The sequence below is a fragment of the Streptomyces sp. NPDC007905 genome, from assembly GCF_042959345.1.
Classification (GTDB): Bacteria; Actinomycetota; Actinomycetes; order Streptomycetales; family Streptomycetaceae; genus Streptomyces.
In genome coordinates this window covers 1-19,113 of record NZ_JBIBKS010000007.1, presented here as the reverse complement: position 1 = coordinate 19,113, position 19,113 = coordinate 1, and the positions used below count along the sequence as shown (strand labels likewise).

General features: G+C 72.4%; 15 protein-coding genes. 7 read left to right on the top strand and 8 right to left on the bottom strand.

The genetic code is table 11. The annotated features are described in order from the left end of the window. Positions 1–43 precede the first annotated feature (43 nt). Positions 44–1,678, bottom strand: a complete 1,635-nt coding sequence (locus tag ACFZDC_RS14130; RefSeq protein ID WP_391323516.1) for an alpha/beta fold hydrolase — start codon at positions 1,676–1,678, stop codon at positions 44–46. Positions 1,679–1,985: 307 nt separating this feature from the next. Here ACFZDC_RS14130 and ACFZDC_RS14125 point away from each other — a divergent pair, with 307 nt between their 5' ends. The 3 genes from ACFZDC_RS14125 to ACFZDC_RS14115 all read left to right on the top strand — a co-directional run bounded on the left by ACFZDC_RS14125 (position 1,986) and on the right by ACFZDC_RS14115 (position 5,211). After that, a complete protein-coding gene (locus ACFZDC_RS14125) occupies positions 1,986–2,933 on the top strand; it encodes a chaplin family protein (protein ID WP_391323514.1) in 948 nt (315 codons plus the stop codon). A 340-nt stretch (positions 2,934–3,273) separates the two neighbouring features. Continuing rightward, entirely contained in the window at positions 3,274–4,128 is an 855-nt protein-coding gene (locus ACFZDC_RS14120; protein WP_391323512.1) for a GNAT family N-acetyltransferase, read from the top strand. Between the two features lie 306 nt (positions 4,129–4,434). Beyond that, on the top strand, positions 4,435–5,211 hold the full coding sequence (locus tag ACFZDC_RS14115; RefSeq protein ID WP_391323510.1) for a GNAT family N-acetyltransferase: 777 nt from the start codon (positions 4,435–4,437) through the stop codon (positions 5,209–5,211). 8 nt (positions 5,212–5,219) lie between these two features. Here ACFZDC_RS14115 and ACFZDC_RS14110 read toward each other — a convergent pair whose 3' ends face one another. After that, the gene (locus ACFZDC_RS14110) at positions 5,220–5,483 is read right to left on the bottom strand and encodes a GlsB/YeaQ/YmgE family stress response membrane protein (protein ID WP_391323508.1); all 264 of its coding nucleotides are present in this window, start codon (positions 5,481–5,483) and stop codon (positions 5,220–5,222) included. Between the two features lie 216 nt (positions 5,484–5,699). Here ACFZDC_RS14110 and ACFZDC_RS14105 point away from each other — a divergent pair, with 216 nt between their 5' ends. After that, a complete protein-coding gene (locus ACFZDC_RS14105; protein WP_391323506.1) occupies positions 5,700–7,151 on the top strand; it encodes a hydrolase in 1,452 nt (483 codons plus the stop codon). A gap of 41 nt (positions 7,152–7,192) precedes the next feature. Here ACFZDC_RS14105 and ACFZDC_RS14100 read toward each other — a convergent pair whose 3' ends face one another. Together ACFZDC_RS14100 and ACFZDC_RS14095 are read right to left on the bottom strand one after the other, a co-directional pair. Further along, the gene (locus ACFZDC_RS14100; RefSeq protein WP_391323504.1) at positions 7,193–9,925 is read right to left on the bottom strand and encodes a sugar-binding domain-containing protein; all 2,733 of its coding nucleotides are present in this window, start codon (positions 9,923–9,925) and stop codon (positions 7,193–7,195) included. A gap of 118 nt (positions 9,926–10,043) precedes the next feature. Then, entirely contained in the window at positions 10,044–11,228 is a 1,185-nt protein-coding gene (locus ACFZDC_RS14095) for an ROK family protein (protein WP_391323503.1), read from the bottom strand. Between the two features lie 135 nt (positions 11,229–11,363). Between ACFZDC_RS14095 and ACFZDC_RS14090 the strand changes: the two genes are divergently transcribed. Then, positions 11,364–12,818: an amino acid permease gene (locus ACFZDC_RS14090; protein ID WP_391323501.1), complete on the top strand. Its 1,455-nt coding sequence runs from the start codon at positions 11,364–11,366 to the stop codon at positions 12,816–12,818. A 271-nt stretch (positions 12,819–13,089) separates the two neighbouring features. Here the strand turns inward: ACFZDC_RS14090 and ACFZDC_RS14085 are convergent, their stop codons facing one another. Both ACFZDC_RS14085 and ACFZDC_RS14080 read right to left on the bottom strand, forming a co-directional pair. Beyond that, positions 13,090–13,527: an SPW repeat protein gene (locus ACFZDC_RS14085; protein ID WP_391323499.1), complete on the bottom strand. Its 438-nt coding sequence runs from the start codon at positions 13,525–13,527 to the stop codon at positions 13,090–13,092. A gap of 204 nt (positions 13,528–13,731) precedes the next feature. Next, on the bottom strand, positions 13,732–14,400 hold the full coding sequence (locus tag ACFZDC_RS14080) for a sigma-70 family RNA polymerase sigma factor (protein ID WP_391323497.1): 669 nt from the start codon (positions 14,398–14,400) through the stop codon (positions 13,732–13,734). A gap of 94 nt (positions 14,401–14,494) precedes the next feature. Here ACFZDC_RS14080 and ACFZDC_RS14075 point away from each other — a divergent pair, with 94 nt between their 5' ends. Then, positions 14,495–15,493 (top strand): MerR family transcriptional regulator, encoded by a 999-nt coding sequence (locus tag ACFZDC_RS14075; RefSeq protein ID WP_391323495.1) that lies wholly within the window; start codon positions 14,495–14,497, stop codon positions 15,491–15,493. Positions 15,494–15,524: 31 nt separating this feature from the next. On the opposite strand, the gene ACFZDC_RS14070 is transcribed toward ACFZDC_RS14075, so the two are convergent. Both ACFZDC_RS14070 and ACFZDC_RS14065 read right to left on the bottom strand, forming a co-directional pair. Further along, entirely contained in the window at positions 15,525–16,901 is a 1,377-nt protein-coding gene (locus ACFZDC_RS14070; RefSeq protein WP_391323493.1) for an FAD-binding domain-containing protein, read from the bottom strand. 236 nt (positions 16,902–17,137) lie between these two features. Next, the gene (locus tag ACFZDC_RS14065; RefSeq protein WP_391323491.1) at positions 17,138–18,649 is read right to left on the bottom strand and encodes a DUF2867 domain-containing protein; all 1,512 of its coding nucleotides are present in this window, start codon (positions 18,647–18,649) and stop codon (positions 17,138–17,140) included. A gap of 179 nt (positions 18,650–18,828) precedes the next feature. Between ACFZDC_RS14065 and ACFZDC_RS14060 the strand changes: the two genes are divergently transcribed. After that, positions 18,829–19,002 (top strand): hypothetical protein, encoded by a 174-nt coding sequence (locus ACFZDC_RS14060; protein ID WP_391323489.1) that lies wholly within the window; start codon positions 18,829–18,831, stop codon positions 19,000–19,002. Positions 19,003–19,113: the final 111 nt, after the last annotated feature.

Here is a 19,113-nt window from a genome sequence, read left to right as displayed (position 1 = left end):
GTTCCGGATTCGGGCCTTTCACCCGCTTGCACTACCTATGTCGTCAATGGGTGGTGTTCGTGGTGGATCTCCAGTCCTTCCCGTCCGCCGGGCAGGAGCTGCCGCTCGCCGGCAGGGAGCCGTACAGCAGGAAGTCGTTGACCTTCCGGTGCACGCACGTGGACGACGAGTAACCGGTGTGTCCCTCGCCCTTGTTGTCGAGCACCACGGCCGACGAGCCGAGCCGTTCGGCCGTCTCCACGGTCCAGCGGTACGGCGTGGCCGGGTCGCCACGCGTGCCGACCAGCAGCATCCTGGCCGAAGGGACGTTCTTGACCTGGTCACGGATGTAGTTCGTGCCCTTGGGGCGGCCGTAGCACATCAGCACCTGGGTGAGCCGGAAGCGGCCGAAGACCGGTGACGCCTGCTCGTAGGCGGCCCGCAGGTCCTTGAGGTCCTTGGTGATCTGCGCGTCGCTCGGCCGGTCGGGGTCGTCCGCGCAGTCGATCGCCATCAGCGCGGTCGGCAGGTTGTCCGTCGGGACGTCCTGGGCGTCCACCAGCCCGCCGCCCTTCCTCTGCCGGTCGTGGCCCGTGCCGTGCCCCTCCTGCCGTACGGGCACGGCGAAGCCGCCGCCGGAGACGAGGCTGAGCACGCCCCGGGTGTCGCCGTCGTCCACCAACGCGCCCAGCGCCCGCTCCAGGGTGGGCCACAGGTCCTTGCTGTAGAGGGCCTGCCCGATGGCGCCCACCAGGTTCTGCCCGGAGAAGGCGCCGCCGAAGTCCGTGGGCACCGGGTTCTCGTCGAGCGAGCGCACCAGCCGGACGACCTGGCCCCCGGCCGCGCGCCGGTCCTGCCCGAACGGACAGGCGATGTCGGTCGTACACCAGTCCAGGAAGTCGTCCAGTGCCGTCTGCTGCCCCTCGGCGCCCGCCACCCCCTGCTCCGACAGCGACTCGGTCAGGGTGTCCACGCCGTCCAGGACCAGCCGGCCCACCTTGTGCGGGAACTGTGCCGCGTACACCGCACCGAGCCGCGTGCCGTAGGAGAAGCCGAGGTAGTTGAGCTTCTTGTCGCCGAGGGCCTGGCGTATGACGTCCATGTCGCGGGCGGCGTTCACAGTGCCTATGTGCGGCAGGACCGCGCCGGCGTGCCTGGCGCACTCGTCGGCGGCCTGCCGCAACCGCTTCAGCAGGGCCTGGGGGCGGCTGAGGTCGAGGCTCTCGCCCGTCACCGGTGCGAGCCGGCCGCCGCCCTCACCGCAGCTGACGGGGGAGGACCGGCCGACGCCGCGAGGGTCGAAGGTGACCACGTCGTACCCGTTGGTCAGCTCCATGAACGCTTTCCCACCCGACGTGAGTTCGCGGATGCCCTGCCCGCCGGGACCACCGAAGTTCAGCAGCACCGAGCCGCTGGACCTGCCGGTCGCGCGGTAGCGGGCCAGCGCCAGGTCGAGGGTCCCCTTGCCGGGGTGCGCGTAGTCGAGCGGGACGGTCACCTTCCCGCACTGGAGATCCTTGGGCGTGTCCGGGTCGCCGCAGGCCCCCCAGGACACCTTCTGCCGGTAGAAGCGCGACAGGTCGGGCTGCGGCGGGTCGGCGGCCGCCGCGGGCAGCCCGGCGCCGAGCAGCGCCAGGGTGAGGGCTCCGGCGCCCGCGCAGCGCCGCACGGCGGGCCGTGTGGTCAGCTTGGCCAGCATCGATCGCCTCCCGGGGCCCACCCGCTGCGGACCGGGGCAGCGCCCTCGCTCACCATAAGCGGGCCGCGTGCGGGCCGCCTCCGGGCGAGCGGACCCGCATCCGATGATCTCCTCTTCGCCCCCTTCCGGTGCGATAAATCATCATTCGATGATGCACATGTGTTTCGAAGAAACATGTCGCCCGATGGGGTGAAAGAGGAATTAGCCATAACTTGGACGATTCGCGTGCGTTGTAGCGGATGCGGGTGAGTGCCCGCGACGATGTTTGGAAGGCAGGAAACCTATGAGACGGGCTACCCGAAACGGTGTGTTCGCCGTCGTCGCAGCTTCCGGTGCCATGGCCGTGGCCATGCCGGTGTCCGCGGCCTATGCGGCCGACGGGGCCATCGCCGACGGAGCGGCGGCCGGCTCACCCGGTGTGCTCTCTGGCAACACCGTCCAGCTCCCGGTGCACGTCCCGGTGAACGTGTGCGGCAACACCGTTGACGTGGTGGGGCTGCTCAACCCCGCGTTCGGCAACGGGTGCGCGAACGGTGGTGGGGCCGGTTCGGCCACGTCCGGCGGCGGTGCTTCGGCGCGGGGCAGCGCGACGAATTCGCCAGGTGTGCTCTCTGGCAACACCGTCCAGCTCCCGGTGCACGCCCCGGTGAACGTGTGCGGCAACACCGTTGACGTGGTGGGGCTGCTCAACCCCGCGTTCGGCAACGGGTGCGCGAACGGTGGTGGGGCCGGTTCGGCCACGTCCGGCGGCGGTGCTTCGGCGCAGGGCAGCGCGACGAATTCGCCCGGTGTGATTTCTGGCAATGACGTTCAACTCCCCGTCCATCTGCCGGTGAACGCCAGCGGCAACAGCGTCGACGTGGTCGGCGTGGGCAACCCGGTCTTCGGCAACCACTCCGTGAACAACTCGGTTGACCAGCCCAGCGTGCCCAGCGTGCCCAGCGTGCCCAGCGTGCCCAGCGTGCCCAGCGTGCCCAGCGTGCCCAGCGTGCCCAGCGTGCCGAGCCAGCCCAGCCTGCCCGGCCAGCCCACGACCCCGCCGCCTGCGCCGACCCGGACGCCGCCGGCCCCCACCAAGGCCCATCCCGCCCCGCACACCCCCGAGGACGTCTCGCACCCGGCCTCGCAGCCGTCCGTGGAGACCCTCGCCCACACCGGGGCGGACCTGACGGCACCCGCGGTCGCCGGCAGCGCCGCGCTGCTGCTCACCGGCACGGCCCTGTACCGGCGCTTCGGTCCCCGCCGAACCCGCTGATCGAATCCCACACCACGGTCCCACCGGACGCCGGCCCGGTGGGGCCGTCGGCGTGGGCCGGACACGCTTCCTCGCGAACCGGCTCGTCGACCGACGTGGCCGAAACAGAGCCCGGCAGGGGCGCTGCGTCCGGTGGTCATGCTCTCCCTGCCCTTCGGCTGTTCGTTTCCCGCGTCCGCGCTGCCATCCGTGTCCAACGCGCCCGTCCGGCACGGCGGTTCGCGGCAGACAACGGCTGATGCGCGCGTGGCGCGGCCCGGGTTGATCGGCGAGGATGCTGCGGTGCGGTCGCCCTACAGCGCCGCGCGGCACGCCGAACCCCGCTGAATGGAGCGCACCGATGACCTCTCCGGCCCCCCAGGACCTCGTCGTCACGCAGGCCACCCGCGCCGACTGGCCGGTGATCAGCGGATGGGCGGCGGCGGAGGGCTGGAACCCCGGGCTCAGCGACGGCCCCGCCTTCTTCGCCCAGGACCCCGAGGGATTCTTCCTCGGCCGGATCGACGGGGAGCCGGTCTCGGCCATCTCCGTCGTGAATTACGGCGCCGACTACGCCTTCCTGGGCTGCTACCTCGTCCGCCCCGACCTGCGCGGCCACGGTCACGGCCTCACCACCTGGAAGACCGCCCTGGCCCATGCCGGCAACCGCACCATCGGTCTGGACGGAGTCGTCGCCCAGCAGGACAACTACCGCCGGTCCGGCTTCGAACTCGCCCACCGCACCATCAGGTTCACCGGCACCGCCGCCGAGGCCGCCTCACCCACGGGTGTGCGCCCCGCCGGTCCTGCCGACCTGGCCGCCATCACCGCCTACGACAGCGCCTGCACGCCGGCCGACCGCCCGCGCTTCCTCGGCGAGTGGCTGACCGGCCCCGGTCACCGCGTCCGCGTCCGCCACGACGGCGACCGCCTCACCGGCTACGGCGTGATCCGCCCCGGCCACGACACCCTGCGCATCGGCCCCCTTTTCGCCGACACCGCGGACGACGCCCGGGCGCTGTTCGCCGCGCTCACCGCCGACGTACCCGGCCGTGAGGTCGCCATCGACGTGCCCGAACCGAACACGGCCGGCGTCGAGCTGGCCCAAGAAGCCGGCTTCACACCCTTGTTCGAGACCGCCCGGATGTACACCGGGCCGGTGCGCGAGCACGCGCAGGAGCGGGTCTTCGGGGTCACGACGCTCGAACTGGGCTGAGGTGACAGGGCACCCGGAGCGGAGGGGCGGCCGCCGCTCGACCGGCTCGGGCCTGGCCCGCCGACCGCCGCACCGCCGCCGTGGCGTACCTCGGGCAAGACACCGGCGCCCGGCCGCGACCGTCGCGGCGTGAGCGCGGCGGCGGACAGCGCCGCCCGGGGCGGTGCCCCGGCGCCCATCGCGTCCCGGGGGCCCGCAATCCCGACCGGCTCGCCGCCCACCTGTCCGTGGTGCGGCCGGACGGTGCCGCCCCGGGCGGCCGGTTATTCCGTTGCCCCGCCCGGGCGGGGATGCTGGAGTGAGGTCATGGACCACGCCACGGTGCTCGCCCTCTACGACCGGGACATGCGCGAGGGCGCCGCACCCGACGGGCCCGGAGCCCGGGTCGAGCGCACCGGCGAGGTCGTCCGCCAGGTCGCCGACGCGCAGGGCTGGAACGGCGTCGTCTGGTCCGCCCTGGACGCGCGGACCGCGGACCGGGTGATCGGCGAACAGATCGCGTACTTCACCGGCCTCGGCCGCGACTTCGAGTGGAAGCTCTACGGCCACGACCGGCCGGTGGATCTCGGCGCCCGGCTCACCGCGGCCGGATTCCGGGCCGAGCCCGAGGAGACGCTCCTGATCGGCGAGGTCGCACGACTCGTCCTGGACGCCGAGCCGCCCGCCGGGATCCGCTTCGTCCAGGCCATCGATCCGGCCGGCGTCGACCTCGTCGTGGGCGTCCACGAGAAGGCCTTCGGCACCGACGGCACCCGGCTGCGCCACCGGCTCCTCGCGCGCCTCGCCGCCGACCCGGGCACGGTCGTCGCCGTCGTCGCGCTCGCCGGTGACGAGCCCGTCAGCGCCGCCCGCATGGAACTGGTGCCCGGCACCCGCTTCGCGGGGCTGTGGGGCGGGGGCACCGTCGAGGCATGGCGGGGCCGGGGCATCTACCGTGCCCTCGTCGCCCACCGCGCGCGCGTCGCCGCCGCCCACGGCTACCGCTACCTCCAGGTCGACGCCTCACCCATGAGCCGCCCGATCCTCGAACGCCTCGGCTTCCACGCGCTGAGCACCACGACGCCTTGTCGCTACGGGAGCTGACCGCTCCCTCAACGACGGAACCGCGCCCGGTCCAGCGCGGCGACGCCCACCGCCGCGAGGGCGATCTGAATGAACCACTCGATCCAGTCGGGCCCCTTGGTGTTCGCCACCCCGAACCCGGCGGCGATCGCCGAGCCCAGCAACGCCGCCGCGATGCCGACGACGATGGTCCACAGGATGCCGATGTGCTGCCGCCCGGGAACGACCAGTCGGCCCAGCACACCGATGATGATCCCGATGACAAGGGCACTGATGACGCCTGAGATTTCCATGTCCAGCCCTCTTCGCCTCGATCTCCGCTGGTATGCCATGTGCCCGCTGTAACCGGACGCACTCCGTTCCGCTCAGTGCCGGGACTTTCTGTTCACCGGACCGTCATGCCATGTACCTTTCAACCAATCGACGCGTGTAGAACCCTCAAGCGGGTTCTACCCGCGCAGACTTGGCGCCCGCACCGCCTCTCCCCACCCCTCATGGAGGTTCGCCGGATGCTCGGATCGAGGAGATCCCGCCGCAGATGCACCACCGCCCTGGCCGGACTCGGGCTGCTCGTCACCTCGGCAGCCCTGCAGATCGGCACGAGCGCCACCCCCGCCCACGCGGCCACCACGCACCGGATCTTGTTCGACAACGCCCACGCCGAGACAGCGGGCAACGCGGACTGGATCATCTCCACCAGCCAGCCCGACCCGCTCGGACAGGACTCCTCCCCGTCCTCCGAGACCGACTGGACGGGCGCCCTGTCCTCCTGGGGCGTGGCCCTGCAGAAGGCCGGCGGCTACAGCCTGAAGACGCTGCCCTCCGGCGCCGCCCTCGGTTACGGCGGCTCGTCCGCCACCGACCTGTCGAACTTCGACACGCTGGTCCTGCCCGAGCCCAACACGCTGTTCACGACGGCGGAGAAGACCGCCATCATGAACTTCGTGAAGAACGGCGGCGGCCTGTTCATGATCTCCGACCACACCGGCGCCGACCGCAACAACGACGGCGAGGACGCGGTCGAGATCCTCAACGACCTGATGACGAACAACAGCGTCGACTCCACCGACCCGTTCGGCTTCTCCATCGACTCGCTGAGCATCGGCTCCGACCACCCGTCGGCGATCAGCGACAGCAGCGACCCGGTGCTGCACGGCTCCTTCGGCACCGTCACCAAGAGCCTGATCGCCAGCGGGACGACCGCCACGCTCAAGCCCGCCGACAACTCCAGTGTCAAGGGCTTGCTCTATCGCACCGGTTACTCCGGCAACACCGGCGCCTTCTTCCTCACCAGCACCTTCGGCAGCGGCCGCGTCGCCTTCTGGGGTGACAGCTCACCGATCGACGACGGCACCGGCCAGTCCGGCAACACGCTCTACGACGGCTGGAACGACTCCGGCGCCACCGACGCCGCCCTCGCCCTCAACGCCACCGCATGGCTGGCCGGTTCCGGCAGCAGCGGCGGGGGCGGTGGCGGCACCGGCACCTGCACCGCCGCCCAGCTGCTGGCCAACCCCGGCTTCGAGTCCGGGGCCACCTCCTGGACCGCTTCCAGCGGTGTCATCACCAACGACACCGGCGAGGCGGCCCGCACCGGCTCCTACAAGGCCTGGCTGAACGGCTACGGCTCCGCCCACACCGACACACTCGCGCAGTCGGTGACCGTCCCCGCCGGCTGCACCGGCGCCACCCTGAGCTTCTACCTCCATGTCGACACCGCCGAGACGTCCACCTCGACGGCCTACGACACCCTGAAGGCGCAGGTCCTCAACAGCGGCGGAACGGTGCTGTCGACCCTCGCGACGTACTCGAACCTGAACGCGGCGAGCGGCTACACCCGGCGCAGCTTCAGCCTCGCGAGCTACGCGGGCCAGACGGTCACGATCAAGTTCACCGGCACCGAGGGCTCCACCCTCCAGACGTCGTTCGTCGTCGACGACACCGCGCTCGACGTCAGCTGAACCCTGAGGGGGTGGGCCGCTTCGGCCCACCCCCCGGCGGTTCACGCGGCCGGGACCGTCCGCTCCGGCGTGTTCCAGCCGGAGACCCGGACGTGGGGCACCGAGCCGTGCAGATCGGTGGTCCGGTAGGTGGCGGTCAGGGTCACCGACTCACCGGGCCACAGACCGACCTCGTTGTCCGACCAGCGCACCGGGAGCACCGGCTTGCCCTGCGCGTCGACCAGGTGGACGTCCGTCAGCAGCGACGGCGTCTTCCCGCTGCCGGTGTTGCGCACGGTCACCGTGGTGGTCGCCATGCCGCCGGACGACTCGGTCGACGCCGTCGCCGACACCGGCACCTGCGCCATCGGGGCGAGCCCCCTGAAGTCGGCATAGCCGGTCGTCGGCGTGTAGTACCAGTCGGTCTTCGCCCAGTCGAGCGTGTCGGCCTTGGTGGAGAGCCAGTACACGTTCCGGCTCACCTCCTTGCCGTCCGCGTCGGTCAGGGTCAGCCGCAGCAGGTACGTGGCCGACAGCCCGCTCACCGACGACGGCAGCGTGAGCGCGGTGCCGTGCGCGCCGTCCCCGCCCACCGTCATCCCGGTGACCGTCCTGTCGTACTTCTGCGTGCCGTCGGGGTTGAACAGCGTCGCTCGCGCGGTGAGTCGGTTCGCGGAGTCGTGCCGGTTGTTCACCACGACGACCGAGCGGTCGTCGTAGGAGTACTGGATGTGCAGCGGCTCGTTCGCCTTCTTCGCGCCGAAGTAGGCGCCGCCCTGGTCCAGGTAACGGTCTGTCAGCTGCCAGTGCAAGGACGTCCAGCCGCTGTTGAACATCCAGTAGATCACCCCGGTGGCCGGCTTGCTCGCGTCCGTCGCATTGCGCTCGTAGGCCTCGTACTGGGCGCGCACGTTCTCGTACTGGGCCAGCTGCGCCTTGCGCACGTAGTCGGCGAGGCCGGTCGGGGCGCCGTACCGGCCGGTGAGCGCGTCGTCGTAGATCTTGAGGGTGCCGAACACGGACGAGGGCGAGCGGTGGTACTGCCTGGCGTCCGGGTTCCTCCAGAGGGTGTCGAGTTCGGCGGGCGTCATCATCCGGCGCAGGGTGTCGAGCGTGGGGATGTCGGGGCCCGCGCTGGTCTCGGAGTTGAAGCCGGTGGCCCCGCCCTCGCGCTTGGCGTACCAGTAGCCCGGCGGGACCCAGTCATAGGGCCCGGTCATCTTCATGCCGGAACTGCCCAGCTGGGGGGAGGACTTGTCGGAGGCGGCGGCCACCACCGGGGTGGGCCAGTCGGCGGCCTTCAGGGCGTCCAGGTAGGTCTTCTCGATCCTCGCGTCGGGCGCGAAGTCGCTGCCGATCAGGAAGGAGATCACGCTCGGGTGACCGCGCAGCCGGGCGGCCTCTGCGGCCATGGACGCCTTCGCCACCGGATAGTCGGCGGCGGTCCACTTCTCCCCCTTCTCACCGACGTTGACGTTGCCCTCCCACTTGTCGCAGCACTCCCAGCCCGGCAGCGTGAGCACGCCGTGGCGGTCGGCGAGGTCGAAGAACTCGTCCGGCTCGATGTGGCCCTCCAGGCGGATGGCGTTCAGCCCGAGGTCGAGGGCGTACTTCAGTCGGTCCTCCACATAGGTGGAGTCCCAGCGCAGGAACTCGTCCGGGGACCAGCCGCCGCCCTTGATCAGCAGCTTGCGGCCGTTGATCCGGTACTGGCGGGCTCCGTCGGAGTTCAGGGGCGCCTGCACATCGCGGATGCCGAAGGTCTCGTGTGCCGTGTCCGACGGCGTGCCGGACACCGAGGCGGTGAGGTCGAGGTCGTACAGCGGCTGCCCGCCCATGCCCGCCGGCCACCACACCTTCGGGGAGGTGAGGCGCAGTCCGGGCACGTCGGCGGGGGAGAAGGTGACGGTCTTCGTCTCGTGCGCGGCGAGCGGCACGCTCCGGGTGAAGCGCGTCCCGGCGACGCTGCCGGTGACCTCGGCGGTGACCGCCGCGCCGGTGTCGTTGCGGGCCTGCGCCTTGACGGTGAGATCGGCGGTGGCCAGCGAGGGCACGGCCAGCCTGGTCACCACGTGGGCGTCGCGGAGCGCGACCGGGCCGTCCCGGCGGACCAGGACGTCGCGCACGATGCCCATGTTCCGGTCGGGCGGTGGCTGGAGCCAGTCCAGCCACCCCATGGTGAGGTCCTTGTTCGGGTCGTTGGGCCGGACCCGCAGGGCCACGGTGTTCGTGCCGGACCGCACCAGTGAGGTGATGTCCAGCTCGTGACGGGTGTAGGCGCCGGTCACGTCGGCGGCCCCGGCCACCTGGTGGCCGTTGACAAAGACGTCGGCGGCCGAGACGACACCGCTGAAGTCGAGGTGGGTGCGCCGGGTGGTGTCCGCGACGGTGAAGTCGGAGCGGTACCACCACGGGACCTGGAAGTCGTCCTTCGGGATCCTTTGCTGGTCGGTGGAGTGGAACGGGTCGGCGTACAGGCCGTCGGCGAGCAGCGCGGCCAGGACCGTGGAGCGGGGGCCCGCCGGATACCAGCCGCTCGCCGGATACCCGGGGGAGGAGACCGCCGCCGCGGAGTCGGTCACCTTCGCCGTGGACTGGATCGCGTATCCGGACAACGGAGTGGCGGACCCGGCGGCGGACGGGACATGGGTGACACTGGGCTGGTGCCCGTACTCGTGCGGCGCCCGGTTCCGGTCCACGGGCCCGGCCCAGGCTCCGGTGGTGAGCATGCCGAGCAGGCTCAGGAGTACGGCGCCCATGACGAGCCGGCGTCCGGGGGCGGGGCGAGGGAACACGGTGGTCTCCAGCCTCGTAAAGTTAGGAAACTTTACTAACCTGGCTCAAGGTAGGGGGCGGTGAGGGGCATGTCAACGACCGTGGCCGCCACGGGCCTTGGCGGCGGGTGCGATCGGGTCAGCCGTCGCCCGTCCTGCGCGCGAACACCAGATCCCGTGCCGTGCCCAGCGCCGTCGCCACCGCGCCCAGCAGCACCGCGTCCTCGCCGAGCCGGCTGGGCGCGATGCGGGGCCGGAGCGGGGTCAGGGTGCGCAGGTGCTCGCGGACCGGCCCGAGCAGCAGGTCCACGCTGTGGCCCACCCCGCCGCCGAGCACCACGAGGTCCGGGTCGAGTACCGCGGCCGCGGCCGCCACGGTGTGCGCGATCCGCTCGCCCTCCAGTTCCACCGCCCGCACCGCGGCCGCGTTGCCCTGCCGGGCGGCGTCGAACACGGCCTTCGCCGTGAGCTGCCCGCGCATCCCGAACTGCCGGGCGGCCTCCACCACGGCCACCCCGGACACCGCGTCCTCCAGCCGCTCGGGCTTCTTCCGGCCGGGCCAGGGCAGGAACCCGATCTCCCCGGCCAGCCCGTGTGCCCCCGTGAACAGCCGCCCCTCGCCGACGACGCCCATCCCGAGGCCGGTCCCGATCAGGATGTACGCGAAGAGCCGGCTGCCGGCGCCGATGCCGTACGTGTACTCGCCGAGCGCGGCCAGGTTGGCGTCGTTGTGCACCTCCAGCGGGACGTCGAGCTCCTCGCGCATCCGGTCGAACAGGCCCGCGCGGCCCCAGCCCGGCAGGTGCATCGCGTACCGCACCCGCCGCTGTTTCTCGTCGTACACACCCGGCGTGCCGACCACGCCGTGCACCACCTCGGTGGGGTCCACGCCCGAGTTGCCGATCACCTGGCGGGCGGTCTCCACGACCAGCTCGGCCATGGCGGCGGAGGTGCGGGCCCGGTTGCGCACATCGGCGCGGGCGACCACCGTGCCGTCCAGATCGACGACGGCCACCCGCAGCCAGCCGCGGCCGATGTCCACCCCGAGCGCGTACCCGGCGGCCGGGTCCGGGGCGTACAGCACGGCGGTACGGCCGCGCTCGGGGGCATGGGTGCCGACCTCGTGCACCAGTCCCGCCGTCTCCAGCGAGGCCAGCGCGCTGGACACCGTCGGCTTCGACAGGCCCGTCTCGCGGGCCAGTTGGGCGCGCGATGCGGCGCCGAGACCGCGCAGCCGGTCCAGGAGCAGCCGCTCGTTGGTGCTGCGCAGGCGGCGGTGGCTCCAGGGCTGGTCCTGCTGCGCTTCGACGTCACGGGCGGGCATCGCACCATTCTCATGCATTCCCGGCGCCTACTTGACGCCTCTAGTAAGGCTCCTTAACTTTATCGGCCAGTCAGCCCGGCCGGGCGAGGTCCCGCCCACCACGCGGTCCGTGCGCCCGTCGCGTCAGGAGTCCCCATGTCCGGTAGCCCGCCACCCTCGGGTGGCTTCGTCCGCCGTGTCGGCCTGTTCCAGGCCACGGCCATCAACATGAGCCAGATGTGCGGCATCGGCCCGTTCGTGACGATCCCGCTGATGGTCGCCGCGTTCGGCGGTCCCCAGGCGGTCATCGGATTCGTCGCGGGCGCCGTGCTGGCGCTCTGCGACGGACTGGTGTGGGCCGAGCTGGGCGCCGCCATGCCCGGCTCCGGCGGCAGTTACGTCTATCTCCGCCAGGCCTTCCAGTACCGCACCGGACGTCTGATGCCGTTCCTGTTCGTGTGGACGGCGATGCTCTTCATCCCGCTGATCATGTCCACGGGCGTGGTCGGCTTCGTCCAGTACGTGGGTTACCTCGCCCCCGGCCTCGGCCAGACCCAGGGCGACCTGATCGGCCTCGGCGTCATCGCGCTGGTCGTGCTCCTGCTCTGGCGCGGCATCGAGCACATCGCCCGCATCACCGCCGTGATGTGGACGGTGATGATCGCTTCCGTCCTGCTGGTGATCGTCGCAGCGGCCGGCGACTTCAGCCCCCACCTGGCGTTCACCTACCCCGCGCACGCCTTCGACCTGACGAGCGACCACTTCTGGCTCGGCTTCGCCGCGGGCCTGACCATCGGTATCTACGACTACCTCGGCTACAACACCACCGCCTACATGGGTGCCGAGATCAAGGACCCGGGCCGGATCCTGCCGCGGTCCATCGTCTTCTCGATCCTCGGCATCATGGCGATCTACCTGCTGCTGCAGATCGGCACGCTCGGCGTCGTCGACTGGCACCGCATGGCCGACCCCGAGGACATCGCCTCCACCTCGGTGGCCTCGGCGGTGCTGGAGGAGACCTGGGGCAAGGGCGCCGCCGACACGGTCACCGTGCTGATTCTGATCACGGCGTTCGCCTCGGTGTTCACCGGCCTGCTCGGCGGCTCCCGGGTGCCCTACGACGCCGCCCGCGAACGGGTCTTCTTCCGCCCGTACGAGAAGCTGCACCCTCGGCACCGGTTCCCGATGCTGGGCCTGGCGACCATGGGCGTGATCACGGCGATCGGCTTCCTGATCGGCCGCCACACCGACCTCGCGACCCTGATCCAACTGCTCACGACGGTCATGGTGATCGTCCAGGCGCTCGCCCAGATCGTGGCGCTCACGGTGCTGCGCAGGCGCCAGCCGACGCTTCACCGCCCGTACCGGATGTGGCTCTACCCGCTGCCCAGCATCCTCGCCTTCGCGGGCTGGTGCGTGATCTACGGGTACGCCGACAAGAACTCTCCCGGCCGCCATCCCATCGAATGGTCCCTGGCCTGGCTCGCCCTCGGCTGTGTGGCCTTCCTGATCTGGGCACGGCTGGAGAAGGTGTGGCCGTTCGGGGAGAAAGAGATCAGCGAGGAGTACGCGGCCGGCCGGGACCCGGACGCCGAGCCGGTGGCAGGCTGAGGCAAGGGCTTCTCACCCACGAGGACCCTGTCGACGACGGCGAGCGCGGCGACGTCGCCTACGGCGGCCCCTCGGTGTCCCCCCTCGAGTCGCTGCCGACGACCGGTCGCACCGTGCCGCGGGCGCCCTGGCAGGGGCCCGGCCGCTGAGCCGCGCGCACGGGGAGGCCGGTCCGCCCGGGCGGACCGGCCCCGCATTCTTCGTGGCCTTCACTTTCTTCGCTGGGTCCTCCCTTCCTCGGTCTTCTCTTCAGGGTCTGGGGACGCTCTTCTCAGGGCCTGGGGACACTCTTCGCCGCCGTACCGGCGCACAACAGCCCGAGGACGATGGCGAGCGCGCCGATGACGACGTTGTTGACGACCACGCCGGTGTCCGGGCTGCTGCCCACGATCCACGGCGCGATGATCATCCAGACACCCATGGCGCACATGGCCCAGCTGAGGCCGTACATCCGCGCGGGGGCCGTGGTGAATCCGAGTGCCAGCAGGCCTATCGCGATGCCCATGATCAGGTTGTGGGTCATCAGCGCCGGCTGACTCGTGGCGTAGTGAAGGATCCACGGAGACGCCGCGCAGTACAGGCCGAGCAGGAACACGGGCCCGTCCACCAGCGCCACATCACGACCACCGAGCATACGGGCGTAGCGTGCCCGCATTTCGGATACATCGGGGTGGGTCGCCATGTCACCCCTGTGCGAGACATTCGCCATGACTGTCTCCCTCGTGACCTACGGCCCCGACCGCGTCGGGGTCGGTTACTAAGGCGCCGCCTACCAGTCTGCTCTTATTCGCCCTTTATGTGTAGGGGTCGGAGTGGCTCGTCGTGAGCGGGCGCCCCGGACGGGAGGAAACCCCCGGAGAGCACCGACTCTCTCCGGGGGCCGTCGCACAGGAGTGACGCCTCAGTCGCGCCCTCACGGCACCTGCACCGTTTCCGCATCGACCGCTCCCGTCGACTGCCCGAGCGAGCGGCGCAGCCGGTGCAGGCCGCGCCGCGCGTGACTCTTCACGGTGCCCAGGGGCCATCCCGTGCGGGCCGCGATCTGCGTCTGGGTGAGGTCCTCGTAGAAGGCCAGGTGCAGGACCTCCCGCTGCGGGCCGGGCAGTTGGGCCAGTGCGTGACGGACGAGCACACGGTCCAGCACCGCCTCGGGCCCCGGGGTGACGGTGCCGCCCTCGAGCGCCAGCGCCGATCCGGCGGCCGCGACCAGGTCGGCGCGCCGGGTCCGCGCCGTCAGGGCGTCGACGATCCTGCGCCGGGTGATGCCGACGATCCAGCCGGCCAGCGGACCGCGCTCGGGCCGGTATCCGTTCCGCCCGCGCCACACGTTGAGGAACACCTGCTGGGTGACGTCCTCCGCCTCCCTGGCGTCGCCCAGCGAGCGCCGGGCCAGTGCGTACACGAGGCCGGACCAGCGCCGGTGGACCGCGGCCAGACATGCCTCGTCGCCCGCCACCAGGCCGCGCGCCAGTTCCTCGTCGCCGTACGGCTCCTCGGCCGCGGCCGGTCGTGGCGCCTGGGCCGCCGGTTCCGGCGCACGGCGCGCGGTGGCGACGCTGCTGGGTGCCGGATTCGAGTACATGACCACGGCTCCTCGGGTGGGACGGTGCCGCCATCGTCGGAGCCGGGGACCTGCCCGTTCAACCCGCATCGATTCTGCACCGTATAGTCGGCCCATGGACGGAAAGCGCGCCGGGCCCGGACCGCCGGCGGAGGCAGGGCTGACCACGGGTGCCCTCGCCCGCCGGCTCGGGGTCTCACCCACCACACTGCGCTCCTGGGAACGCCGTTACGGCATCGGCCCCGCCGAGCGCGCGGCGGGCCGGCACCGGCGCTGGGCGCCCCGGGACGTGGTAATGCTGGAGACGATGTGCCGGCTGACCTCGGCCGGTGTGGCCCCCGCCGAGGCGGCCCGGGCCGCACGGAGCGAGGCGTCCAGGGGCGGGCCCCCGCCCACCGCCGTGCACGACGAGACGGCCACCGGCATGCGCCCGCCCGCACACGCCGGGGCGGCCGGCCCGCCACCGTCGGGCGACGTGCGCCGGGGCCTGGCCCGCGCGGCCGTACGCCTGGACGCGCCGGCCGTCGAGGAGCAACTCGCCGCCGCGGTGAGCGAACACGGTCTCCTCCGCACCTGGCAGGAGGTGATGGTGCCCACCCTGCACGCCGTGGGCCGCAAGTGGGCCTCGGCCGGAGACCGCTACGTGGAGGTGGAGCACCTGCTGTCCTGGCACATCTCCACCACCCTGCGCCGGCACACCCGGCCGTCCCTCGCCGCGCCGGGCGCCGCGACGCCCCGCCCGGTGCTGCTGGCCTGTGTGCCGGGCGAACAGCACACCCTGCCGCTGGAGGCGCTCAACGCCGGGCTGAGTCAACTCGGCATCGCCACCAGGATGTTCGGCGCCGCCGTCCCCGCCGAGGCACTGGCGGCCGCGGTGGGCCGCCTGGGGCCGGCCGCCGTGGTGCTGTGGGCGCAGGCCCGCTCCACCGCGAGTCTGCCGCTGGCGCAGCACATAGCCGCCACCGAGTGGGGCGTGAAGGGAGCCCGGTCGCAGCCGCTGGTCGTGCTCGGCGGCCCCGGCTGGGCGGGCCGGTCCGGCCGGGGCATGCTGCGCCCGACGAGTCTGCCCGAAGCCCTCGACTCGCTGACGGTGGTCTGCGGGCGGCCGGGATGAGAACCGTGCGGCGCCGCGGCCCGGACCCCGCTCAGTCGCGACCCCGGGCCCGCCGGAAGCGGGCCAGCCCGTCGGCCAGCGCGACGACCGGGTCGGGATAGTCACCGGCGGCCGCCCGTTCCAGACCCGGGAGCTTCCACGGTTCGTGGACCGCGCCGCCCCGCACACCCCGTAGCTCGGGCACCCACCGCCGCACGTAGGTGCCGTCGGGGTCGTACCGCTTGGCCTGGGTGACCGGATTGAGGACCCGGTTGGGGCGGGTGTCCGTGCCCGTCCCCGCCATCCACTGCCAGTTCAGCTGGTTGTTGGCCACGTCCCCGTCGACCAGCAGCTCCAGGAAGTGCCGGGCGCCCACCCGCCAGTCGACGTAGAGCGTCTTGGTGAGGAAGCTCGCCGTCAGCAGGCGGCCGCGGTTGTGCATCCAGCCCTCGTGCCGCAGCTGGCGCATCGCCGCGTCGACCACCGGATAGCCGGTGCGGCCCTCCCGCCAGGCCTCGATGTCCGCGCGGGCCGTCCGCTCGGACCGCCAGCGATCGCGCTTCGCGCGGTAGTCGGCGGCGGCCGCCGCGGGCCGTGCCGCCAGCAACTGGCGGTGGAAGTCCCGCCAGGCCAGCTGCCGTACGAACGCCTGCGGACCGGGGCCGTCGGCCGCGCGCGCCCGCTGGACCACCTCGACGGGGGACAGCGTGCCGAAGTGCAGGTGCGGGGAGAGCCGGGAGGTCGCCTCGCCGGCCAGGTCGTCGTGCCCTTCCTCGTAGGCGGTGACACCCGAGCGCAGCCAGTCGGTGAGCCGTCTCCTGGCCTCCCGCTCACCGCCCGTCGCCAGTCCCGGTGACACCCCGGGCACCGTGGCCCGGCAGGGCAGGTCCTCGGACGCGACATCCTCCGGTACGCGGACGGTCCGGGGCGCGCCGAGGGCGTCCCGCAGCGGCTGTGCCGACCACTGGCGGAAGTACGGCGTGAACACGGCGAAGTGGTCCGAGGAGCCCGGGGTCACCGCCCCGGGGGCCACCGCGGTGGTCACCGTGTCGTGGAAGTGCACCCGCCGCCCCTCCGCCTCCAGGGCGTGCCGCAACCGCCGCTCGCGCCGTTGGGCGTAGGCGCTGACATCCGCCGCCAGGTGCACCTCGTCGGCATCGGCCTCGGCCGCCACCTTGCACACCTCCTCGACCACGTCACCGGAGCGCACCACGAGCCGCCCGCCGCGCCGGCGCAACCCCTCGTCCAGGTCACGCAGGCAGTCGGCGAGGAACGCCAGCCGGTTGGGCACCGCGAACCCCGCGTCCAGCACGCCTTGGTCCCGCACGAAGAGCGGGATCACCTGGCGGCCCCCCTGCAGCGCGGCCCGCAGCGGCGGATGGTCGTGCAGACGCAGATCGGCGGTGAACAGGACGACCGAGACGTACATGGTGCGGCTCCGAGGGGCTCCGAGGAGAGGAGTGTGGACGCTGATCTCTTCCGGCCCGAGGGGCCGGACGGATGCGCGCTCCGGGCCGCGGTCCGGCCGGCCGCCGCATGCGTGCGTCAGTGGGCGGACGCCGGAGGCCGGAGCCGGATGCGTGGGTCAGTGGACGGACGCCGGAGGCCGGAGCCGGATGCGTGGGTCAGTGGACGGACGCCGGAGGCCGGAGCCGGATGCGTGGGTCAGTGGGCGGACGCCGGAGCCGGCCGGGCCGCCGCTCGGGCGATGTTGCGTGCCATGCCTCCGAACACGACGGCGTGGAGGGGCGAGATGCTCCACCAGTAGGCGTGGCCGAGCAGCCCGCGCGGATGGAACAGGGCACGCTGCCGGTAGCGGCTGCGACCCGGGCCGTCCGGCTCGGCGCGCATCTCCAGCCAGGCGAGTCCGGGCAGCCGCATCTCGGCCCGCAGCCGCAGGAGGTGTCCGGGCTCGATCTCCTCCACTCGCCAGAAGTCCAGCTCGTCACCCACCCGCAGCCGCTGCGCGTCCCGGCGGCCCCGGCGCAGCCCGACACCGCCGGCCAGCCGGTCCAGCAGGCCGCGCAGGTTCCAGGCGAGCGGGAAGGAGTACCAGCCGTTCTCCCCGCCCACGCCCTCGACCACCCGCCACAGCTCCTGTACCGGCGCGTCCACCACGGCCTCGCGGTGGTCGGCGTAGAGGCTGCCGCCCGCCCAGTCGGGATCGGTCGGCAGCGGATCACTGGGGGCGCCGCGCGGAGCGGCGGACGACCAGCGCGTGGTCACCTTCGCCTCCCGCACCCGGCGCAGGGCCAGCCGCACCGCCTGGTCGAAACCCAGCGGATGCCCGGGCGGATCGGGCACATGGCGGGTGATGTCGTGCTCCCGGCAGACGACCTCGTGCCGCAGGGACTCGGTCAGCGGCCGGGCGATGGAGGCGGGTACGGGCGTGACGAGGCCCACCCAGAGGCTGGACAGACGCGGGGTGAGGACCGGCACGGGCACGATGATCCGCCGGGGCAGACCCGCGACGCGCGCGTACCGGATCATCATGTCCCGGTACGTCAGCACCTCGGGCCCACCGATGTCGAAGGCGCGGCTGACGTCCTCGGGCAGGCGGGCGCTGCCGGTCAGGAGGCGCAGGACGTCCCGTACGGCGATGGGCTGGATCCGGGTGCGCACCCAGCTCGGGGTGATCATCACCGGCAGCCGTTCGGTGAGGTAGCGCAGCATCTCGAAGGAGGCCGAGCCGGAGCCGATGATGATCGCGGCGCGCAGCACGGCGGTCGGCACCCCCGACGCCAGGAGGATCCGGCCCACCTCCGCGCGGGACCTGAGGTGCGGGGAGAGCGCGTGCTCGGGCACGCCGGCCGGGGTGAGCCCACCCAGGTAGACGATGCGGCGTACACCGGCCGCCTTCGCCCGCTCCCCGAAGATCCGGGCGGCGCGGCGGTCGGTCGCCTCGAAGTCCTTGCCGCTGCCGAGCGCGTGCACCAGGTAGTAGGCCACGTCGACGTCCCGCATCGCCTCGGCGACCGAGGCGGCGTCGGTGACGTCGCCCCGCACCACCTCGGCCTCGCCCGCCCAGGGGTGGTCGCGCAACTTACCGGGGGAGCGGACCAGGCAGCGCACACGGTGTCCGGCGGCCAGCAGCTCGGGCACGAGCCGGCCGCCGAGGTAGCCCGTGGCGCCCGTCACCAGGCAGCGCAGTCCCGCCGCACACTCGTCGTGGTCCATGGCTCCGGTCCTCCGCGTCGGTGGCCCCCTCCGGTCACTTCCCGCTGCGGGCGGCTCGTGGATGCACATCGTCCCGCTGGAACCCGGCTGGGTGACATGCCCGCAGCGATCGGGGGCAGCCGGACGAGTACAGGACGTACATTTCATGAGACTGTCCGCACTGGAGGTGACCGGCCGTCATGGAGGCGAAGGTGTTGGAGCGGTTCCCCGCCGGGGCACCGCGTGGATCATGGCCCGCGGAGGAGTACGCGGCCGCCCGCCGCGCCGAGGGTGAGCCCGCGACCGTGGTGATGGACCTGAAGTCCGACGCTTTCCTCGTCGTGGTCGAGCAGGACGCCGGCGGCCGCACCTGACCAGGGCCGTCAGCGTCGTGGTCGAGCAGGACGCCGCCCGCCCCGGGCAGGGGGCGCCGCCCCTCCGCCCGCAGCGCCCCCGCGGGCCACCAACCGGGGGTGGGCGTCCCC